The sequence below is a fragment of the Bacillus sp. AFS029637 genome (assembly GCF_002584985.1).
GTDB lineage: Bacteria > Bacillota > Bacilli > Bacillales > Bacillaceae_G > Bacillus_A.
Window position 1 is genome coordinate 13848 of the sequence record NZ_NUPZ01000037.1, and the last position, 20826, is coordinate 34673.

At 36.3% G+C, this 20826-nt stretch carries 17 protein-coding genes and 1 pseudogene; 4 read left to right on the forward strand and 14 right to left on the reverse strand.

The window, feature by feature from the left end:
* Positions 1–18: 18 nt before the first annotated feature.
* The 3 genes from COE49_RS19265 to galT all read left to right on the forward strand — a co-directional run bounded on the left by COE49_RS19265 (position 19) and on the right by galT (position 4172).
* Positions 19–1062 (forward strand): galactose-1-epimerase, encoded by a 1044-nt coding sequence (locus COE49_RS19265; protein WP_098946019.1) that lies wholly within the window; start codon positions 19–21, stop codon positions 1060–1062.
* 414 nt (positions 1063–1476) lie between these two features.
* Positions 1477–2646, forward strand: coding sequence for a galactokinase (locus tag COE49_RS19270; protein ID WP_088231247.1), 1170 nt, complete (start codon positions 1477–1479; stop codon positions 2644–2646).
* Complete coding sequence (galT, locus tag COE49_RS19275; protein ID WP_088231246.1) at positions 2643–4172, forward strand: UDP-glucose--hexose-1-phosphate uridylyltransferase; 1530 nt, start codon at positions 2643–2645, stop codon at positions 4170–4172. Before COE49_RS19270 ends, galT begins: the two co-directional genes overlap by 4 nt.
* Positions 4173–4220: 48 nt before the next feature.
* On the opposite strand, the gene COE49_RS19280 is transcribed toward galT, so the two are convergent.
* The 13 genes from COE49_RS19280 to COE49_RS19340 form a co-directional block, all read right to left on the reverse strand.
* Complete coding sequence (locus tag COE49_RS19280) at positions 4221–5159, reverse strand: ROK family protein (RefSeq protein WP_088231245.1); 939 nt, start codon at positions 5157–5159, stop codon at positions 4221–4223.
* 19 nt (positions 5160–5178) lie between these two features.
* Positions 5179–6102: a 1-phosphofructokinase gene (gene pfkB / locus COE49_RS19285; protein WP_088231244.1), complete on the reverse strand. Its 924-nt coding sequence runs from the start codon at positions 6100–6102 to the stop codon at positions 5179–5181.
* 12 nt (positions 6103–6114) lie between these two features.
* Positions 6115–6960 carry a tagatose-bisphosphate aldolase subunit GatY gene (locus tag COE49_RS19290; protein WP_088231243.1) on the reverse strand — a complete coding sequence of 282 codons (846 nt, stop codon included), beginning with the start codon at positions 6958–6960 and terminating at the stop codon, positions 6115–6117.
* A 4-nt stretch (positions 6961–6964) separates the two neighbouring features.
* Positions 6965–8128, reverse strand: coding sequence for an N-acetylglucosamine-6-phosphate deacetylase (gene nagA, locus COE49_RS19295; RefSeq protein ID WP_170933769.1), 1164 nt, complete (start codon positions 8126–8128; stop codon positions 6965–6967).
* A gap of 6 nt (positions 8129–8134) precedes the next feature.
* Positions 8135–9322: an SIS domain-containing protein gene (locus tag COE49_RS19300; protein WP_088231242.1), complete on the reverse strand. Its 1188-nt coding sequence runs from the start codon at positions 9320–9322 to the stop codon at positions 8135–8137.
* Positions 9323–9395: 73 nt separating this feature from the next.
* Positions 9396–10115 (reverse strand): GntR family transcriptional regulator, encoded by a 720-nt coding sequence (locus COE49_RS19305; protein ID WP_088231241.1) that lies wholly within the window; start codon positions 10113–10115, stop codon positions 9396–9398.
* Between the two features lie 110 nt (positions 10116–10225).
* Complete coding sequence (locus tag COE49_RS19310; protein WP_088231240.1) at positions 10226–10438, reverse strand: hypothetical protein; 213 nt, start codon at positions 10436–10438, stop codon at positions 10226–10228.
* Positions 10435–13038: a beta-galactosidase gene (locus COE49_RS19315; RefSeq protein ID WP_098946020.1), complete on the reverse strand. Its 2604-nt coding sequence runs from the start codon at positions 13036–13038 to the stop codon at positions 10435–10437. The genes COE49_RS19310 and COE49_RS19315 overlap by 4 nt, the downstream gene beginning before the upstream one ends.
* Before the next feature lie 148 nt (positions 13039–13186).
* Positions 13187–13894: a YesL family protein gene (locus tag COE49_RS19320; protein WP_240522839.1), complete on the reverse strand. Its 708-nt coding sequence runs from the start codon at positions 13892–13894 to the stop codon at positions 13187–13189.
* A 76-nt stretch (positions 13895–13970) separates the two neighbouring features.
* Positions 13971–15593 carry an extracellular solute-binding protein gene (locus tag COE49_RS19325; RefSeq protein WP_088231237.1) on the reverse strand — a complete coding sequence of 541 codons (1623 nt, stop codon included), beginning with the start codon at positions 15591–15593 and terminating at the stop codon, positions 13971–13973.
* Positions 15594–15611: 18 nt separating this feature from the next.
* Positions 15612–16493, reverse strand: coding sequence for a carbohydrate ABC transporter permease (locus COE49_RS19330; RefSeq protein WP_088231236.1), 882 nt, complete (start codon positions 16491–16493; stop codon positions 15612–15614).
* A gap of 13 nt (positions 16494–16506) precedes the next feature.
* Complete coding sequence (locus COE49_RS19335) at positions 16507–17490, reverse strand: ABC transporter permease (protein WP_240522838.1); 984 nt, start codon at positions 17488–17490, stop codon at positions 16507–16509.
* A gap of 30 nt (positions 17491–17520) precedes the next feature.
* A complete protein-coding gene (locus COE49_RS19340; RefSeq protein ID WP_088231235.1) occupies positions 17521–18672 on the reverse strand; it encodes a Gfo/Idh/MocA family protein in 1152 nt (383 codons plus the stop codon).
* 775 nt (positions 18673–19447) lie between these two features.
* Between COE49_RS19340 and COE49_RS28370 the strand changes: the two are divergent.
* A pseudogene (locus COE49_RS28370) lies at positions 19448–19864 on the forward strand (PucR family transcriptional regulator); the annotation flags it as partial.
* A 142-nt stretch (positions 19865–20006) separates the two neighbouring features.
* Here COE49_RS28370 and COE49_RS19350 read toward each other — a convergent pair.
* Positions 20007–20723: a DUF554 domain-containing protein gene (locus COE49_RS19350; RefSeq protein ID WP_088231234.1), complete on the reverse strand. Its 717-nt coding sequence runs from the start codon at positions 20721–20723 to the stop codon at positions 20007–20009.
* Positions 20724–20826 lie beyond the last annotated feature (103 nt).

Below are 20826 nucleotides of genomic sequence, written 5' to 3' on the forward strand. Positions count from 1 at the left end.
AAGTAGAGGATATCTAAAATGAACATTATAACAAAAGATTTCGGTGCAGGTTATACGATTATCACTATTACCAATCTGAATGGCCTGCAATTGACCGTTTCAGATTTAGGCGCTCGCATTACAAGTTTAAAGGTACCAACAACAAATGGTCTACGTGAGCTCGTACTTGGTTTTGATACGGCACAGGAATATCTTGAAAAGGATTTATATATTGGTGCCTCAATTGGACGAGTAGCTGGACGAATTCAATACGGAACTTTTCAAATTGATGGAGAAATCTATAAAGTACAAATTGATGAGACAACCGGAAACACTTTACATGGCGGTACCCCGGGATTTGAAAGTAAAAAGTGGCACTATCAAGTTATCGATAATAATGATGAGGTCTCAGTGATATTTCATACGGTGAGTCCAGATGGTGAAAATGGTTTTCCAGGGAACCTTGATGTCGAGATACGTTACACATTAACTAACACGAATGTTTGGAAAGTAGAAACTAGGGCGACAAGTGACAAAGATACCTTGTTTAATCCAACAAATCACGTGTACTTCAACTTAACTGGTGATGTAATGCAACCTGTAAATGAACACACATTATGGGTGAATAGTGATAGATTTGCACCACTTGATCAGAAAAGTATTCCAATTGGTGAAAAGCGGCCTGTAGAAGGAACTGCGTTTGATTTTCGAAAGCCAGTTAAACTCAAAGAAACCTTTAGTAGTACTTTTGGTCAAAAAGAATTAGTGGATGGAATTGATCACCCATTTTTCTTGAACCGACCTAAACTATCACATAGTTCAGTGAAACTCATTAGCCCGGATGAAGTGGTTACAATTGAAATAGCCACAAAAGAACCAAGTGTCGTCATCTTTACGGCGAATTTTGGTAAGAATACGCCTCTTATGCATGGCAAGCAACTTGCAAACCATGGCGGAATTACCTTTGAAACACAGGTTTCCCCGGGTGCTGAACAGTATTCTGATTTTGGGGATATAGTTCTTAGGGCGGATTCGACTTATCAAACGATGACAGAATTTCATATTATTGCTCCATTACCATAAGTTAGGGTTATATGAAGTTAGATTGAATTATTTTCCATAAAGGACTATAAAAAAAGTGAAAACTCCCGAATCGTAATTGTTATCGAGACAAACCAAGAGATGAGTTTTCACTTTGTAAGCTAAGTTTATCAAAATAATTTTGCCATATGATTACAGACTTAGGTTAATTCGTTCTTCCACGGCTTCGTTTTTGTGCGCTGTTGTCATGGTCACTCCTTGTCAGATGTAGCATGGGAATACGACATTCCTTATACCACGTTAGAAACATATATAGAAAAAGTTAGATACTGCTATCAGAATTTATTTAAAATACGATGTTGTGTCTAGAAATAATAAGGAACTGTTAGAAGTGATCCAGTGAGTACGGAGATAATTTCCTTGCTTAGAATAAATGTAAAAGAGAGGTTTATACTTATGGAAAAGAAACGTGAACTAACTTTAAAATTTGCTGAGGTATTTGGACCTCAAGAAACAACTCAATATTTCTCTCCAGGACGTATCAACTTAATCGGAGAACATACAGATTACAATGGTGGCTATGTGTTCCCCGCTTCTATTACTTATGGAACTTACGGAGTAGCTAAACGTCGTGAGGATGATAGAGTATTAGTTTACTCAACGAACTTTGAAGAACTTGGAGTGATTAGCTTCACGTTGAATGAACTAGATTATGATAAAAATGCAAATTGGGGAAATTATGTAAAAGGAGTTATCTTAACACTGAAAGAAGCAGGTCATAAAATAGACTGTGGTTTTGAGTTATTAGTTGAGGGAACGATTCCGAATGGAGCGGGACTTTCAAGTAGTGCTTCACTTGAATTACTGGTAGGCATAGTATTAGAAGACTTGTTCAACTTAGACGTAACGCGACTTGAATTAGTGAAAATGGGTAAAAAAGTTGAAAATGAATTCATTGGTGTAAATTCTGGTATCATGGATCAATTCGCCATTGGATTTGGTGAAAAAGACAAAGCAATTCTCCTTGATACCAATACGTTAAAGTATGAAATGGTTCCAGTGGTTTTGGACGACTATGCTATTGTAATTATGAATACTAATAAACGTCGTGAACTAGTAGATTCAAAATATAATGAGCGCCGTGCTGAATGTGAAGAAGCACTCGCACGTCTCCAAACGAAGTTAGAGATTCATGCACTTGGAGAACTAAGTGAAGCAAAATTTGATGCAAATCAAAATCTTATTGGAGATGAAGTCCTAATTAAACGCGCGAAGCATGCAGTTTACGAAAATGAACGCACAAAAAAAGCCAAAGCAGCTCTTACTGCAGGTGATTTAGAAGAATTCGGAAAGCTATTGAATGCTTCTCATACATCTTTAAGAGATGATTATGAAGTAACCGGAATTGAATTAGATACATTGGTGGCCACTGCGCAAAAACAAGAGGGTGTGCTTGGTGCCCGTATGACTGGAGCTGGATTTGGGGGCTGCGCCATCGCATTAGTAAAAGAAAGTGAAACCCAAACTTTTAAAAATAATGTTTATGATGAATATATCAAAGTTGTAGGATATGCGCCTGTCTTTTATGTGGCACACATTGGTAGTGGAACTACAGTGATTGGATGATGAATGAGGTGGAGACGATGAACACATGTCAAGCAATTTATGATTTTACTACACTTGCAATTGAGAATGGAGCCATTGAGGAAAATGACCGAATTTATACGCACAATCAACTATTACGTTTGATTGGCGAATCGGAAATGGGAGAGATTACTAGCGTAGTCGAAAAGAATCCACATGTGCTGTTAGATACGCTCATAGATAAAGCGACGGAAAATCTTATTATCTCTAAAAACCAAGCCAATCGTGATATGTTCGAAGCGCTTTTAATGAATGTGATTACACCACTTCCCTCCAAGGTCAATGCAAATTTTCAGGAGGCATATTGTAAAAGTCCTAAACAAGCAACGGATTATTTCTTTGAACTAAGTAAACGCAATGATTATATAAAGACCCGTGAAATCGCAAAAAATATTCATTATTTAGCAGAATCAAAATATGGTGAACTTGAGATTACTATTAATTTGTCCAAACCAGAGAAAGATTCAAAAGAGATCTTAGCGGCTAGAAATGCACCGAAGGGCAATTATCCAAAATGTTTACTTTGTATTGAAAATGAAGGGTATTTTGGTCGCTTTAACCATCCAGGGAGAAGCAATCACCGAATCATTAACATCGAGCTAGATGGAGAAGAATGGGGTTTTCAATATTCACCATATGCATACTTTAATGAACACTCCATCGTATTATCTAAGAAGCATCGACCAATGAAAATTTCTCGTGAGGCATTCTCTTGTTTACTTAGTTTTATAGAAATCATGCCACACTATTTCATTGGTTCAAATGCGGATTTACCTATTGTAGGAGGATCTATTTTAAGTCATGATCACTATCAAGCTGGAAGCTATACCTTTCCAATGGCAAAGGCTAAAGTTCTTAAAACGTTTGAACTGTCTGGCTACTCAAATATTTCTTGTGGTATTGTCAACTGGCCGATGAGTGTGATTCGCCTCTCTTCTTTCAGCAAAGAAGAACTAATTAATGCCAGTACCTACATTCACGAAAGTTGGAAGAACTATTCAGATGAATTCTTACAAATTCGTGCACAATCAAAAGATGGCACAAAACATCATACGATTACACCAATTGTGCGACGTCGCGAAGGAAATTATGAAATTGATCTTGTACTACGTGATAATAATGTGAGTGAAGAATACCCTGATGGAATTTTCCATCCACATCCAGATGTACAGCATATTAAGAAAGAAAATATCGGGCTTATTGAAGCCATGGGTCTTGCAATTCTCCCTCCGCGTTTGATTGAGGAGCTTCATGAAGTTGAGCTGTACTTGTTAGATAAGGAATCCACTGTTCCTGAAATCCATCAAAAATGGGCAGATGAATTAAAAGTCCAGGGCGGCTATACGGAAGAGAACATCCAAAGCTTTCTTCAAACTGAAGTTGCAAAAAAATTTGAACGCGTCTTAGAAGATGCTGGTGTCTATAAGATGAATAAAGATGGTAGAGCGGGGTTTGATCGCTTTATCAAAGAATTACAAAGCACAAATCGAGAGGGGTTATCAATCTAATATTTTGATAGACCCGGATAGCAACTTTCACAAAAAAGAATTACTATTTTAGAATAGTAATTCTTTTTCCAACCGGTTGAGCGCCACATAACAAGCCCCATACACACCTGCATCATTATGTAATGCTGCTAATACTATATCCGTCTTTTTTCGATAAATCTCCATTACTGCTTGGTGAAACCTTTCTTGAATTTGTTGCAAGAAAGGTTCCCCTTGTTCAGCAATCCCGCCTCCAATAATAATTAATTCGGGATTGAACATATGGGCAATATTCACTAATCCGGTAGTGACATATTGTAAAAACTGTTCATATACATCTTTTGCTAACTGCTCTCCTCCATGTATGCGTTCTATAATTTCTTCACCTGTAATGGTGTTTATTTCTACCCCTTGTAATCTGGAAGCTTCTTGATACTGACGAATTAGAGCTGAAGTTGATGCATATCTTTCGTAACATCCTTTCCCGCCACAACTGCAAGCTTCTCCATTATGGACAATTGTCATATGACCGAGCTCTCCAGCTAGTCCGTTTGCACCTTGGAGCATTTGACCATTTATCATAATACCGCTACCGATCCCTGTTCCAAGCGTAATTAAAACAATATGTTCTTTTCCACTACCTATCCCTTTCCACATTTCACCAATGCAAGCTGAACGAACATCGTTTTCAACAGTTGCGGTATAACCGGTTTCTCTATAAATATAGTCTGTTATGTTCGTGCCACTATACCCAGGAATATTGGCAGAAAATATAACTTCTCCTCGTTCATTGTCAATCAATCCACATGACGACACCCCAACGGAATGAATCTTATCATTCTTTTCTAATTCACGTATTGTGTCACAAATACGCTGCAGAATTTCGTTTTTTTGATTGTTTGCTGGTGTTTGGATTTTTCCTTTTTCATATATTGTTCCTTGTTCATCAATCATCGCATATTTAATAAATGTTCCCCCAATATCAAAACAAGCGAAGCTTTTCCCCATATTTCTCTCCTTCCTACTTTTATACAATTGTAATTTCGTTATAGAACTTCTCTACAAGTTGAGGTTGTATATAACCTGTTGCTTGCTCTGCTGCATTCGCCATGCCACAAGCAGCAGAAAATCGAAGTGCATCCTTTATCTCATATCCTTTTGCGAGTGCATACGTTATGCCCGCAACCATTGCATCCCCTGAACCAACCGAATTGATAGAAGCTATTTCTGGTAAAATTGCCCTAAACCTCTCATCTTTCGTTATAAGTATCGCTCCTTCTTTTCCAAGTGAAAGAAGAACATACTGTACACCGCCCCGGCATATTTGAGTTGCCGCTGCGACCATTTCTTCCTGTGATACGTGCTGTTTTTGAAGAAACTGGCAAATCTCTTGCATATTTGGTTTAATTAAAAATGGCTTTCCTTGTATACCATGAGATAATGTTTCCCCACTTGTATCTAATATAAATTTCTTACCATTTTCAGCAGCTTTTTGCGCCAACTGTTTATAAAATGATTTTGGAATGCCACTTGGTAAGCTTCCCGATGCAACAATAAACTCAAAGTTATCTACAATTTTTTCATATTTTTTTATAAATAGAGCTATTTCATCTTCCGAAATAGCTGGGCCTGCTTCTAATATTTCTGTAGCTGAAGCAGCATTCTTTGTTATTAATGCTAAGCAATTGCGTGTTTCTTCTTTAATGGAAACAAACTCGTCTGTAATTGATAGTTCTTTCAACTTTTCTCTTATAAAATCGCCATTTCTACCACCGAGTAGGCCGCTACCGGTAATTTCTATGCCTAATAAGCAAAGTACCCTCGATACATTAATACCTTTGCCACCAGCTGTTTTTTCATATTCTTTCGTGCGATGTACTTCATGTGGCTTTAATTCATCTAACTCATATCGCATATCAACAGATGGATTCAATGTGATCGTTGCAATCATAAGAATAGCTCCTTATACACGATTCAAACTTTTACACATCTTTATTTTATCTGCAACGACTCGTTTCATCTCTACAATAGCGTCTGCAAAGTATTTTCGCGGATCGTTTTCTTCTGGGTGCGTTTGTAGGTAATTGCGTAACGCTGTGACAAATGCGATTTTTAATTCTGTTGCGATATTCACTTTACAAATGCCCAATCTGATTGTTTCTTGCACTAAACTATCAGATAATCCAGATGCTCCATGCAGTACAAGTGGAATATCAACTTGCTTTTGAATATCTGCTAATCTTTGTAAATCTAACTTTGGTTCTCCTTTATATAAACCATGCGCTGTTCCGATTGCAACTGCTAATGAGTCAATATTCGTGCGCTCTACAAATTCTTTTGCTTGATACGGATCTGTATAGATTGAGTTTTCTACTACTATATTTTCTTCTATTCCTGATAATTGACCTAATTCCGCTTCTACTGTTGCTCCGTATTGTTTTGCATACGAAACTGTTTCCTGAACAATCTGAATATTATCTTCGAACGAATGATGTGATGCATCAATCATAACAGAGCGAACCCCTAAATCAATGCAACTTTTAATATCTTCTATATCTTCATGATGATCCAAATGTAGGCTAATTGGTACATCATATCGCATTCTTGCCGCTTCAATCATATTCACAAGAATTTCTTTTCCCATATACTTTATCGTACCTGGTGTTGCCGCGATAATAACAGGTGATCGTAATTCTACCGCGGTTTCAACTACCGCTTTTAAAGTTTCTAAGTTATGAATATTAAAAGCAGGAACCGCGTATCCACATTCTTGTGCATTTCTTAATATAAATTGAGTTGATACAAGCATATTCTCAAGCCCTTTCCATTTTCTTTTTATATTTCATTTCTCCTCTAACAACTGTTCCGATAAGCTCTAAATCGTCTGTTAATATAAGAAAATCTGCTCTTTTTCCTGGCGCGATGCTCCCAATTTCTCTGTCAACTCCAACACTTTTAGCAGGAATAAGTGATCCCATATGAACACTTTCCCATAACGATGCATTTGTCCATTTCTTGATATTCTTCACACCATCAATAAATCGAAGTGTGCTCCCTGCTAAAGATCCTGTTTCTGTTTGAGCAACTCCATCTTTTACATGAACAGCAAATTCTCCTAAATGATATATGCCATCTCCTAATAAGCCCGCTCGCATGCAATCACTAACTAGACAAGTTTTATCGTATCCTTTACATTTATACAAAATATTCACTGCACTTGGATGTACATGATGTCCGTCTGCAATGATTTCACTGTACACATGTTCAGTAGAAAGTGCGGCTCCAACAACGCCAGGTTCACGATGATGTAGCCCCTTCATTCCATTAAACGTATGCACAAAGATTGTCGCTCCTGCTTGAATTGCCTCCTGGCATACTTCATAGTTCGCATCTGTATGACCAATTGCCACGCGAAGATCATTTTTTACCGCTTGCTGTATAAAGGCGATAGCACCTTCTCTTTCTGGTGCCATTGCAATTTTTCTAACTGTTCCTTCTGATTCAACAATCCACTCTTCTAGCAACTCAATCGTTGGGTTAATAAAATATTTTGGATTTTGCGCACCTTTATTGGCTTCAGTAAAACAAGGCCCTTCCAGAAAAGCTCCAATAATAGTTGCTCCTGCAACTCCCTTTCTTTTTGCATGAGCTATATTTTGTAAAGCCTTTGTAGTATTTTCTAAAGAATCAGTTAATGTTGTTGGCAAAAAGCTCGTAACACCATTTTCCAATAACTTAATAGAAATATTGTTTAACGATTCATATGTACAATCCATTACATCGTGTCCCGCTAAACCATGAATATGTGTATCAACAAATCCCGGAGCAATAATACGCCCTTCAAAATCCATTACCATTGCTCCGTCTACTATTTCTTCAACATGTTTTAGAAAGTAGCCATTTACAATATGTAAATACCCACTTTCACGTACCCCATCTTCGAGTAAATACATTGATGCTTTGACATAATAATTCATACATTTCTATTCCTTTCCTTTATAGGGATGTACGGTTACACCTTGAACAACGCGATTTACACTTCCGCTTGGGCAAGGATTATCTGGAGTAATGCCTAATGCAATAGATTTATATAACGCCAAAATTTGACCATATAATATATAAATAAACGTAATATATACATCATCCTTCAAATCGTTTCCGTCATGGCATAAAAATGTATTGCAATACTGCCTTGCTTCCTGGCTATCTTGATGCGCAATAACAATAATATCGTTTCTATCTTTCTCCTGATAAATTTCTCGTAATAAATCAAGATCATACTTTTTTGTATACTCATCATTCGATAAAAACAATACAACAGCTGTATCTTTATCTAAAATTGATTTTGGTCCATGTCTAAACCCAAGCGGCGTGTCAAACATAATGGGAATGCGGCCAGCCGTTAACTCTAAAAATTTTAGTGCAGCCTCCCTAGAAAGGCCTTCGAATACGCCTGATCCTAAAAATACAATTTTATGAAATTCTTTTTCTGCAATTTGCTTCATTTCCCGTTCTTGCTTTTCGATTACCTTCTTTCCTAGCTGAACAATATCCGTAATGCTAGATTGTAAAAGAAGGATTTCGTTATAGTTACATAATAAAAGTGCCGTTAACATCATAGAGGTAAAACTTCCTGTCATCGCAAACCCTCGATCATTTGCCTCCTTTGGCATATACATTATGAAAACATTCTCTTTATGTTGAAATTGTTTCGCTAAATTCCCTTCTTCATTACAAGTTAAAATAATATGATAAACGGAATGAATCATTTGCTCTGCTAGCTCCACTGCTGCTACACTTTCTGGACTATTACCAGAGCGAGCAAACGATACTAAAATAGTTGGGATATTGGGTTGTAAATAATAATAAGGACTTGAAACGATATTTGTTGTTGGAATACTTTCAATGTGCGTTTTCTTTACATCTACTATTCTTTTTATATATGGAACGATTGTATCTCCAACAAAAGCTGATGTCCCAGCTCCAGTAAAAATAACTCGCGTCTGCTCATGCCTTCTTGAGATATGGGAAAAAAACGCCGTAATTTCATGATGATTACTTTGAACATTTGAATATACTTGTTCCCAAAGATCTGGTTGCTGGGCAATCTCTTTCGCGGTAAAACACGCTCCATATGTTTCTCTTATTTTTTCATTTGCATGTAATAACATGTGCAAACCCCCTTCACATAATTTTATATCTTATAACGTCATCATTACCAGTTGAATTACAATAAGTANNTACTTATTGTAATTCAACTGTGTAAGTAAATTTATCCCCTCTAGCAATCGTCTCTGTGTATTCCATTATATTTTCTTTTGCATATGCGATTCGCTCTAATAATAGAGATGGATCATTCACTTGAATTTGCAGCCATTTTGCATGATCTTCATTTGCTGCAATTGCTTTAAAATTTTCTACTGCTCGTGTAATATGAACTTGATATTTTGCACGAAAAATTTCATACATTGGTGTCTCTTCTAGCTCTGTCCTCGTTAAATACGGAAAAAACTTTACGGGAATATACGACGTTTCAAACAACATTGGTTCTTTATCAGCTAACCTTAGCCTTATAATTTGATAGACTTCTTCTTCAAACTCAAGCTTCATAATTTTCGCTACTTTCTTGTCGCAATTCATAATAGTAAAGGATACTACTTTTGATGATGGCACTTTCCCAAACTTTTTCATTTCTTCTGTGAAACTATAAAAATGAACAAGACTTTGATTAAATACACGAGGTGAGACGAAACTTCCTTTTCCATGCTTTTTATAAATGTATCCTTCTTTCTCTAACTCTTGCATTGTCTGTCTTACTGTTGTTCTGCTTACATCATGAATCTCACATAACTCACGCTCTGACGGAAGCTTATCATGTTCTTGTAATTTCCCAGTTTCAATTAACTCTACAATAATATCCAGCAGTTGATAATATAGTGGTGTTCGATTATCTTTTTCAATCATATTTTACTCCCTCATCCATAAAGTTGTTATAACCATTTTATGGCTATTATAACGAATGGAAATAGGAACTACTACCACTTTCTCATATGGAAGTGGAAAGTGGTTCTCCATCAGTTAAAATTCTTTTCACCTATATTTCCCCATTTTGAGGTGACTCTTACGATACAGGTTAAATTCCTTACTTCACTTATTTCATTGTTTTCTGCAATTCTGTTACAGATTGTTTCACCTGTTATTCTTGATTTTTCAGCAGCAAAAGCAATTAAATGACTATTTGCCGAAATCATTGCAGACGTTAAACTTTCTTCATATTTAAGTTTCATTCTTTGCTTCCAGCTTCGACTGGAACCAACTGTTTTTTTTCTGGCTGAACAAATGGGCTGTAGGAATGAATCACAACATGATCCGGCGCTAAACCTTCTTCATCAAAAATAACAATTTCATTTTGCTCTTTCAGTAAGGATGCTGGAATCTTATAATCCTCCTGTGGTCCAATATTCCAGTACCTTCCTAAACATTGGCCGTTTACCCAAAAACATCCTTTGCTCAACTGATTCAAACGAACCTTTACAATAGAGCCATTGTCAGGGTTCCAGGTAAAACTACTTTTATGCCAGCGGGGATTAATAGTTTGTTGATCACTATTATTAACAATCTTCCATTCCCTTACCTCGTGTTGCTGGGCAAATGCTTTCGTTTTCCATCCAGAAATTTGCTCCTTTTCATTAAACAAGTAAAGGTCGAAACGACGAATACTAGTAATATTCTGAACATCTAAATCCAAAACATTTTCCCCTTGCTTTAAGGCAGCACTTATATCTGCAACTCCATAAACAGCACTGTTTTTTGACCAACCCGTTTGACATTCCATCAAGATATTACCCTTTTCACCATTTACTGTAACACGCGAAACGCCTTCACCAACGAGAAACGCTCGATCATAACCCTCATTCTCGAAGCTTCTTAAAAAGGCGATACGCTCTTCAATCATTGGTATTTGCGATAAATGATGTTGAACCCCACAGCCTTCAACCTGCCATTCTCCTCGTAAGGATAAATATTTTCCGTTAAGTGCTGGCGGCTCACTAATGCCCTTCGGTTCCCCTACCACCTGAGAATAGTTAAAGCGTCCCATATTCTGAACGAGGCATGTTAACGTATTTTTCCCTTTTTTCACTGGAACCTCAATTTCAGCAGCTCCAAGCTTGCTAAGCTTCCCGACAAATTGCTGATTACAGAAAACCATAACTGGATCCTCGATGCGAGGAAAGACAACCGTCGTAGTTTGCGTTTCTTCTGTATCAAATTCACTTTCATAGCCTAAATAGCCGCTAAACTGTCCAAAACTACTGAAATCAAGCGGTTTTTCTGCCTCTTTCACCTTTCCTGTTAAAAAAGAAAGAGGTTCATCTGCCGTTTTCCATGATAATTTATTTAGTGCAGTATCCTTTTCAAGCTTAGGAACAATGACATCCAGCGATGTTCTTGTGACAACTTCAATAGAATAGCTAGAGCCATCCTTAAATAAAAGCTTTATTGTTTGTGATTGACTTCCATGAAATAAATGAAAAGCAATACTGCCGTCTTCTAACTCTTCGAATCGATTTGGTGTTGGACAATGAATTTCTGCCTTTTGGTCAAGCTGTACAACTAAAGTAGAACGTTGTCCATTTTCGTGATAGATCACCGCATGCCTAGAATCAAAACCTGTTGTCTGTCCCGTTAATGTTTTAATGGTAACACTATTTCCTACCTTGATATTACGGACAATCGGTAAAATGGCATTGGCTTCAATCGTAAACGGAACAAGCTCATTGCCATGTCTCACATGGGATTGAATTCTTTCATTCCTATTATTCTCAATAAATAGTACTTCGCCATGAGGACTGACAATTCGCTCCGATTTAAGGTCACTTGACAGCTTCACATCAGAAGCAGCTTGTTCTGCATTTGTGAATAGCGGTTCCAGCCATTTAACAAATGAATGGTATCTTTTTAATACTTCATATTTTCTGGTTGGCTGTAAATATTCGTCAATGGCGACATCATAATCATATGTTGTCGTACAAAAAACCTGTTCACTAACTGTTCGTCCGCCCCAATGATCAAAATTCGTGCCACCAAAATACATGTAATAATTAATGGTCGTAAATCCATTGCTCAAGAGCTGGTAACACTCACGTTCAAGCTGCTGAGGTGTTTTTTGATTCGCTTTATTTCCACCCCAGTGTTCAAACCAACCAATCCAAAACTCCATGACACCTTTCGGCTGATCGGCAAATCGTTCATCTAAACTCTCAGCGGCACGGTTGGCACTCGACCAAAAATTGCGGAACTCCACAGCACCATCGACTGCTCCATAGCATGTAACGAATGGTAATTCAATGCCTCTTGCAATCATTCCATCACGCAAATATTCCATATATTTCTTATCGGGTTTACCGTAAGCTTGGAATTCATTTTCAATCTGAACCATAATAACTGAACCGTTTTTCGTTAATTGATACTCATCAATAATTGGAATAACCTGATCAAAATATTGATCTACATAGTGTAAAAAACTAGGCTGCGCCGAACGATATTGAATATCTTTTTTCGTAGAGAGCCACCACGGAAATCCGCCAAAATCCCATTCTGCACAAATATATGGACCAGGTCTTGCAATGACATATAATCCTTTATCAGCGCATAATTGAAGAAAATGCGCTAAATCTTTATCGCCAGAGAAATCCCATTCGCCTTCCTTCATCTCATGGAAATTCCATGGAATATAGGTTTCAATTGTATTACATCCCCCAGCTTTTGCTTTTTCTAAAACATCATCCCACTCAGCCCTTGGAAGACGGAAGTAGTGGATGGCCGCAGATAAAATGAAGATTCTTTCATTATGAATCTTCCAACTTTTCTTATCGTAAGTTATCATGATTTCCCTCCAAAATTGTCATGTCCCAAAATTCTTGATAACAGTTTTATAACTTAGTAGCAAGCAGAACTTCTACCAGCATGTTAATTGGATATCGCTAATAACGAAAAATGTACATATTGGTTTTTCTATATTTGTTAAAGTCTCTTTAAACTCCCTTGGTCTGGTTTTCAGATGGTAATGTTTTTTTATGAAAGAACGGATTCAAACCGGACAATTTAAAGTTAGAAGTCTCTCTCACTTTATTCTCCATCGTATGAAATATATTCATTGACACCCACATAGTAAAAAAGGCTACAACACTAACGCTAAAAAATGGAATTAAACCTGGAACCCACAAAAACAACCTAAATAAAATATAGTAACCGAAAGCTAATAGTATCGTATGGAACGGGAAGGATATTCCTAATAATAAGGACATTGTCAAGTATTGCTGCAGTTTAAATTCAAAATGAACAAAAACAGGGATAACATATAATAGTAGGATTAAAAAAAGTATACTAAGCGTGATAATAAAAATAAATAATAATTGATGCATGAGCCCGTTGGTAAATCGAATAACAGAAAAATTCAGATAGATCAGGAACCCAATGGAAAACAAAGCAAAGCCTATGGTGTTCGCTTTCCAAAACTCTTTTCGGAAAGTAATCCAATAAATTTCAACTAATGAACGGAGTTGTTCGTTTCCCATCCGCCATTTCCTTATGGCTGTAAATAACCCTACAGTTGCAGGCATCAGCCCCAGGATAATGCCCCCCATTAAAGTCAGGGCGATCCAAATGATTTGAAAAATGGCTATTTTCATGACAATTTCCGAAAAATTATAAAACTTCCATATTAGACCATTAGTTTCCATAAACACCATAACCCTCTTCCTAAGAAGGAAACACGTACGGAGAGCCAATATCATCCGTACGGTTCAATCAACTTTTTTATTTTTCCATTCTCTTATATGCTGCTTCATAAATTTCTAGATAACGTTTAACGCCCATTTTTTCTAACGTACTTTTATATTCATTCCATTTAGAGAAATCTGCTTTTCCTGTAATAAAGTTTGCTGTCATTTCTTTCAGATACGTATCCATGTCGGTTGAAATTGGTGTTAACTCACTCTGTTCTTCTACCGTAAAGTTAAACGCTGGCCAAACATCATCCAATTTAAGCGATAACGGTTCTGCTTGTTGAGCATTTGCAGTTGTAGCCTCTTTACTTTCTGCACCGTTAAAGTATTTTTGTTTAACAAAACCAGGGTAATAACCACCAGGCCATGTTAGGTATTTACTTACTGCTTGGTCTAGCGTTAATCCATCCGGATTCTTTTTGATTTCATCAACATAATCCAATTTACCCGTTGTTGGATCTTTGGTATAAGTTTTACCTTCGAAGCCCATAAAGAACATTTTTGATCCTTCATCACTATAGAAATGATCAATCCACCTTACCGTCGCTTCAGGGCTCTTATTCTGATTCGTAATAACAAACATCCCTATGTTTCCTAAAGGTGAACCAACTGCTGTATTTAATCGATCTCCATGAGGGCCTTTTAATACAGGCATTCCTACAAAGCCACTCAGATTTTCTGTCGTCCCAGGATCAACTCCGTTTATGACGCCAAAGGTATTCTTTGAAGCTTTCGCACTAAACTCTTCCGTCTTAAGAGTGAAGATTTCTTTATCAATTAAACCTTTAGTATAAAGCTTGTTTAAATATTGCAATAGCTCTTTATATCCATCAGTGGTCGGTACATAGCGCATTTTTTTTGTTTTCGGATCTAAGTCAACATTTTGATTCGCAGTTCCATGATTATTTAAGCCGAAAGATCCTTTTAGGGAGCTAATAAATTCATCGATTCCATATGCCCCGCCCCAAGGAATTTCGTCTGCTTTTCCATTACCATTTGGATCACCGTCTTTTATGGCTTGTAATACAGATTCAAATTCATCAAGAGTCGTTGGTTCTTTCAATCCTAATTTATCAAGCCATTCCTTTTTAATCCATGGTGTTCCATAAATGAGCCCCTTGAATTCAGGGTCATAAAAAGCTGGAAACCCATAAATTTTTCCATTAGGCATCGTAATCCCTTTTTTCACTAAAGGGTATTTTTCCATAATCTTTTTAAAATTCGGAGCATACTGATCAATTAGGTCATTTAGAGGAATAAATACACCCTGCTGACCAAATTTTATTAAATCCGTCTTTGGCACTGCAGCTGCGAATAGTAAATCTGGATACTCACCACTTGCAAGCATGAGATTTCGTTTTTCCTTCAAACTTTGTGTTTGGACAGCATCCCACTTAATATGAATATTGGTCATTTTTTCATATTCTTGCCAAAGCATTAAATTGTTCCAATCCTGTGATTGAAAAAACTTTCCCGCAAACCCTTCCAACTCAATCTTATCTTTTGCAATGGGCATTCCAGTTTGATTTAAATTAGATATTGTGGTTTCCTTTTTATTGTCGGCAGTGGTTTTCTCGTTGGAACATGCGCCTAATACGAGTGAACTCATTAGAACAAACGATAGAATACTAGCTTTTTTCTTTTTATTCTTCATTTCGCAATCCCCCTGATTTTATCCTTTAATAGATCCAACCAAAAATCCTTTAACAAAATACCTTTGTAAGAATGGATACAAACACAACATTGGTAAGTTCGCAAAAATTAAAACCGCATATTTCAGTCCTTCCACACTCATCTGCTGCTTTAAGAAGCTTTCACTCGTTGATTTAACCATATCACTCGTTTGACTTTGAATAAGAATCTCCCTTAAGATTAATTGAAGTGGAAAAAGTTCTTTATTTTGTAAATAAATTAATGCTGTAAAATAAGAATTCCAGTGTGCAACTGCATAGAATAAAATCATAACTGCAATAACAGGCATAGAAAGAGGCAAAACTATTTTCAGTAGAATTCTAATATTTCCTGCGCCATCAATCATGGCCGCTTCTTGAAGTTCAAGTGGAATGGTCGTTTGGAAAAACGTCCGCATAATAATAATATTAAAAACAGATACGGCATTAGGAATAACCATTACCCAAAAAGTATCAATCATTCCAAGATCTTTAATAAGCAAATAGCTAGGAATTAAACCGCCACTAAAAAACATCGTGAAAACAAATATTCCCATAATCACATTACGGCCAACAAAGTCTGCCCTAGAAAGTGGATACGCTGCCATAATCGTTAATACTACATTAATAGCAGTCCCTACCACTGTATATTTAACCGTATTGAGAAATCCGTTTATAATATCATGATTTGAAAATAATTTTTTGTACGCGTCGAAATTTAACCCCTTTGGCCAAAACCAAATTTCTCCGTTTAACACATGGAGTGGATTGCTAAGCGACGCGCTTATGATAAAGATCAAAGGATAAACAACCAGTAATGCGATAATTGTTAAAAAGAAATAATTGAAAAAATCAAAAACTTTATCGGATGCTGTATTTTCCAATTTAGTTCACCACCTACCATAGACTTGTTTGATTAACTTTTTTAGCAAAGAAATTCACCATTACAAGCATAATGAAATTTATGATTGAGTTGAATAACCCTATTGCAGCAGAAAAGCTGTATTCAGCTTGTTCGATACCGCTGCGATAAACAAAGGTAGATATAACGTCTGATGTCGACATATTTAGGGTATTTTGCATTAAGAAAACTTTTTCGAATCCAACTGACATAACAGATCCTGCATTTAGAATAAATAGAATAATAATCGTTGGCATAATCGTTGGGATATTAATATGCCATATTCTTTGCAATCTCGAAGCACCGTCAATCATTGCTGATTCATGTAAAGAATAGTCAACAGCAGTTAAAGCAGAAAGATAAATAATAGAACTCCACCCCATGGTTTGCCATACATCGGAAAACACGTATAATGTTTTAAACCAACTTGGTTCCGACATAAATGCGATTGGTTTTCCACCCACTAGAATAATAATTTGATTGATTAATCCATCCGGCTTTAAAAAAAGGATCAACATCCCGACTACTACTACTGTAGATAAAAAGTGAGGAGCATAAATAACGGTTTGTACAAATTTTTTAAACTTAGAATTTCTTACTTCATTTAGCATGAGGGCAATGATGATTGGAATCGGGAATGCTACTGCTAGTGTATAAACACCAATAATCAACGTATTTTTAATAAGTCTCCAAAAATAGTAACTATTAAAAAAGCGCTCAAAGTGTTTCATCCCTACCCATGGACTATCCCATATCCCTAGCGTTGCAATAAAATCTTTAAAAGCAATTTGCACGCCATACATTGGGATATAATGAAACACAATAAAGTAAGCGATTACAGGAGAAATCAATAAATAAAGTTCCCAATTTTTACGGAACGACTTCTGTAAAATTGTCCACTTTGACGAGGACGCTTCTGATTTTTTTTCTAATATGTTAGCGTGTTGCATACGAGTCTCGCTTTGAATAATTTTTTCCAAATTCTCTCCCCCTTCTCATACAGAAGCTAATCACACATACTTGACAGTTGAACCTTGATTGATTTTAATAACCTTTCCACCCGAGCGAATGGACTCAGTCGCTGCACAGCCGACCGCGACACTCATTCTTCCCGCATATGGTGTGGTTAAAGGCTGCTTGTTGTTTAAAACTAGTTCGACAAAGTCTCTGCATATTTTTGGATCCGCACCACCGTGGCTGCCTTGTTCTTTTTTCATGTCATAGGTTATGTCGCTAAGTTCATTCCATGAGTTTGATTTTCTCGTTTTCACATATACTTTTTCATTTACATCATCATTCTCTACTCTGCCTTTTGTACCGATAAAGGTATAGTTTCTTGAATAATCTGGTGTAAAGTGGCATTGCAAGTAGGAAGCTTTAATTCCGCCTTCAAGTTCCATAATCAACATATTATTGTCCTCAACATCGATTTCTTCCCGGAAAGCGCATTGGGTTAATACGTTCATACTCGCTTCCGTACAAGTATCCTTTTCATCACAAGTAGGACAGGTTAATGTATTTGGTTTCTCTCCACCGTAAAAATCGAGCCCCCCAAAAGCCGAAACCTTTTTTGTATATTTTCCAGTAATCCAATGGATCACATCAAGGTCATGAGAACCCTTTTGCAATAAAAGTGAAGTCGTATTTTTAGCTGTTCCATGCCAGTCATGGTAATAATAGTATCCGCCTAATCCGACAAAATGCCTTACCCAAACGGCTTTAAGATCACCGATTACCCCTGAATCAATAATCTCTTTCATTGTTTGGTACATACTCATATAACGCATATTAAAACCAACCATTAAATGCTTTCCAGACTTTTCCGCTTGTTCGATAATCCGGTCACATCCTTCTACTGTGATCGCTAAGGGCTTTTCACAATAGACGTGCTTTCCAGCTTGAAGTGCCGCAATGGCATGCTCTTCATGTAAATAATCGGGAGACAAAATAGCAATAGCATCAATATCCGTGCGAGCGAGTAACTCTTTATAATCAGTGGTAATATCTGCATGTTTGTTAATTTTTTCTTGAAAGGTTTTCAATCTTTCCATCGAAACATCGGCTGCAGCAACGACAACTGAATTTCCACCTGGATTATGCCAATACTTTGCAATACCACTCCGAAGTCCTGCACCAATAATCCCAATTCTTACATTTTCCATTTGATACTTCCTCCTATCCCTTCTTCTTATCCCTGCTACTTTTGATTATTCCTCTTGGTGAACCACCTCCTTAAAGTCTTGTGGAAGTATTTCCTTATTATCATCCAAATGTTTCTACCTAGTTTTTAAAGATGACGTGTTTGCTTTTTCGCCACCATTAGAACATCCTGCTGCTAGAAATAACAATGCTGACAAAGAGAATATAAGCCACTTTTTCATCTCATTTTCACCGGTGCATTTATTACACACTAATGGTTAGTTGAACTAACTAACGATCGATTTGTATTTTAAACCTAGTATTCTCCCTTATAAATAAAACGTTTACAAATAAGTGTTTTTATTTGTAAGAAACATTTTTTGTTCTTTCTATCACGCAGCTATAATGATGTCACTACCAGTTGAACTAACAAACTATGACTACTATATTGATTATGTATATGACAGATTCAATCATGATATAATGTTGTCATTACCAGTTGTTATGAAGTATACCATCACAACTTTTCCTTCCGCAATATATTTTTCTGAATTTTTTAAAACTTTTTATTTATCAACAAACTTATTCTATATTTTTATTTTGTAATGCAAACTATGAATTGAATTGCCTACAAAAGAAAAATTTTTTTTATAAAATATATTCTTTCTATTAAAATCGGATTGATGAAAATTAAACATTAATACAAGATAAAGAAATCCTCCCCTCAAGTTTTTAATTTACCTTGTCCTAACGAATAGCGAAAAATGAAGCCTAATTCATATAAAAGGGAGTGTTCCTATGATTCAAAAATTAAAAATGTATTATGGGAAAGATATAAAAATTAATGAGGCCATGTTGTCTGAGGATTATAACTGGTTTTTAGTTGCGGGAAACAAAGTAGGTATCCACAAAGCTCGCTTACATAAACGGGAATGTCAATTACTTTTATCTATCTTAACACCCTTTTATACCGATACGTTTTATGAAACAGAAAAAGAAAAGTTATAGTATGAAGCGTTATATCAAAATAAGGATATCCTTATTGCATCTTTTCGTTTTTTTACACTTTTTGACAACGAATCTATAATAGAACATGAAGAATTTCAAGAAGCTTTACAATCTATGTTTTCTTTCACCACTACAACAGTATGGGCGACTTCACAAAATGGTGTCCTCATCTTAGAAGAAAACATACCAGAACATATATTCCAAACTCTTCCTCGATACATTCAACTTTAGTTGTAAATAGAAGAAGAGGCTGAATGTAATATCATTCAGCCTCTTCTTCTGCAATCTTCAATATGTTATGAACACGTTTTGTAAATTGGAATTCCTCCATATGTATCTCCATCCCCTACTACTTTACTATTAAACCGTAACCATAAATAAGTGAAACGATTATTCCAACTACCAATATACCTGGCAGTAAATTTGCCACCTTAATTTTAATAACACCAAGTAGGTTCAATCCAATAGCGGCTATCATAATACCGCCCGTAGCTGTCATTTCCACTATAAATTGATTCATCAATTCTTTCGGAACAAAACTGTTAATTTGTGTTGCAAAAACTGCGATACCTCCTTCATATAAAATAACGGGAATTGCTGAAAATACTACGCCAATCCCTAAAGTTGTCGTTAATATAATAGAAATGAATCCATCGATAATCGCCTTTGTAAATAAAATGTCATGATTCCCGCGAATCCCGCTATCCAATGCTCCAAGTATCCCCATCGCGCCAATTGCAAAAATTAAAGTAGCTGTTACAAAACCTTCTGATATGCTTCCTTTCCCTTTCGATCCCACTTTATTTTCTAGCCAATCCCCTAAAACTTTTAACTTCCCTTCTAATTGCAGCCATTCCCCGATTACCGTACCAAGAACTAAACTTAGTATCACAACAAGAAAATTTTCACTTTTTAATGCCATTTGAAGTCCAAGCACAGTAACCGCTAAACCGATTGCGTGCATAATTGTCCCTTTCATACTTTCTGGAATCCTACTAAATAATTTACCAAGTAAAGTACCAAATATAATACAAATCCCATTAACAACTGCCCCTAATATAACCATTTCTCATTCTTCACCTTTCGAATTCTTTATTTCTATATTTTGGTTTACACATTGATTTACAGGTTATCTATATGTTAACTTAATATTGAGAATATTAACAAAT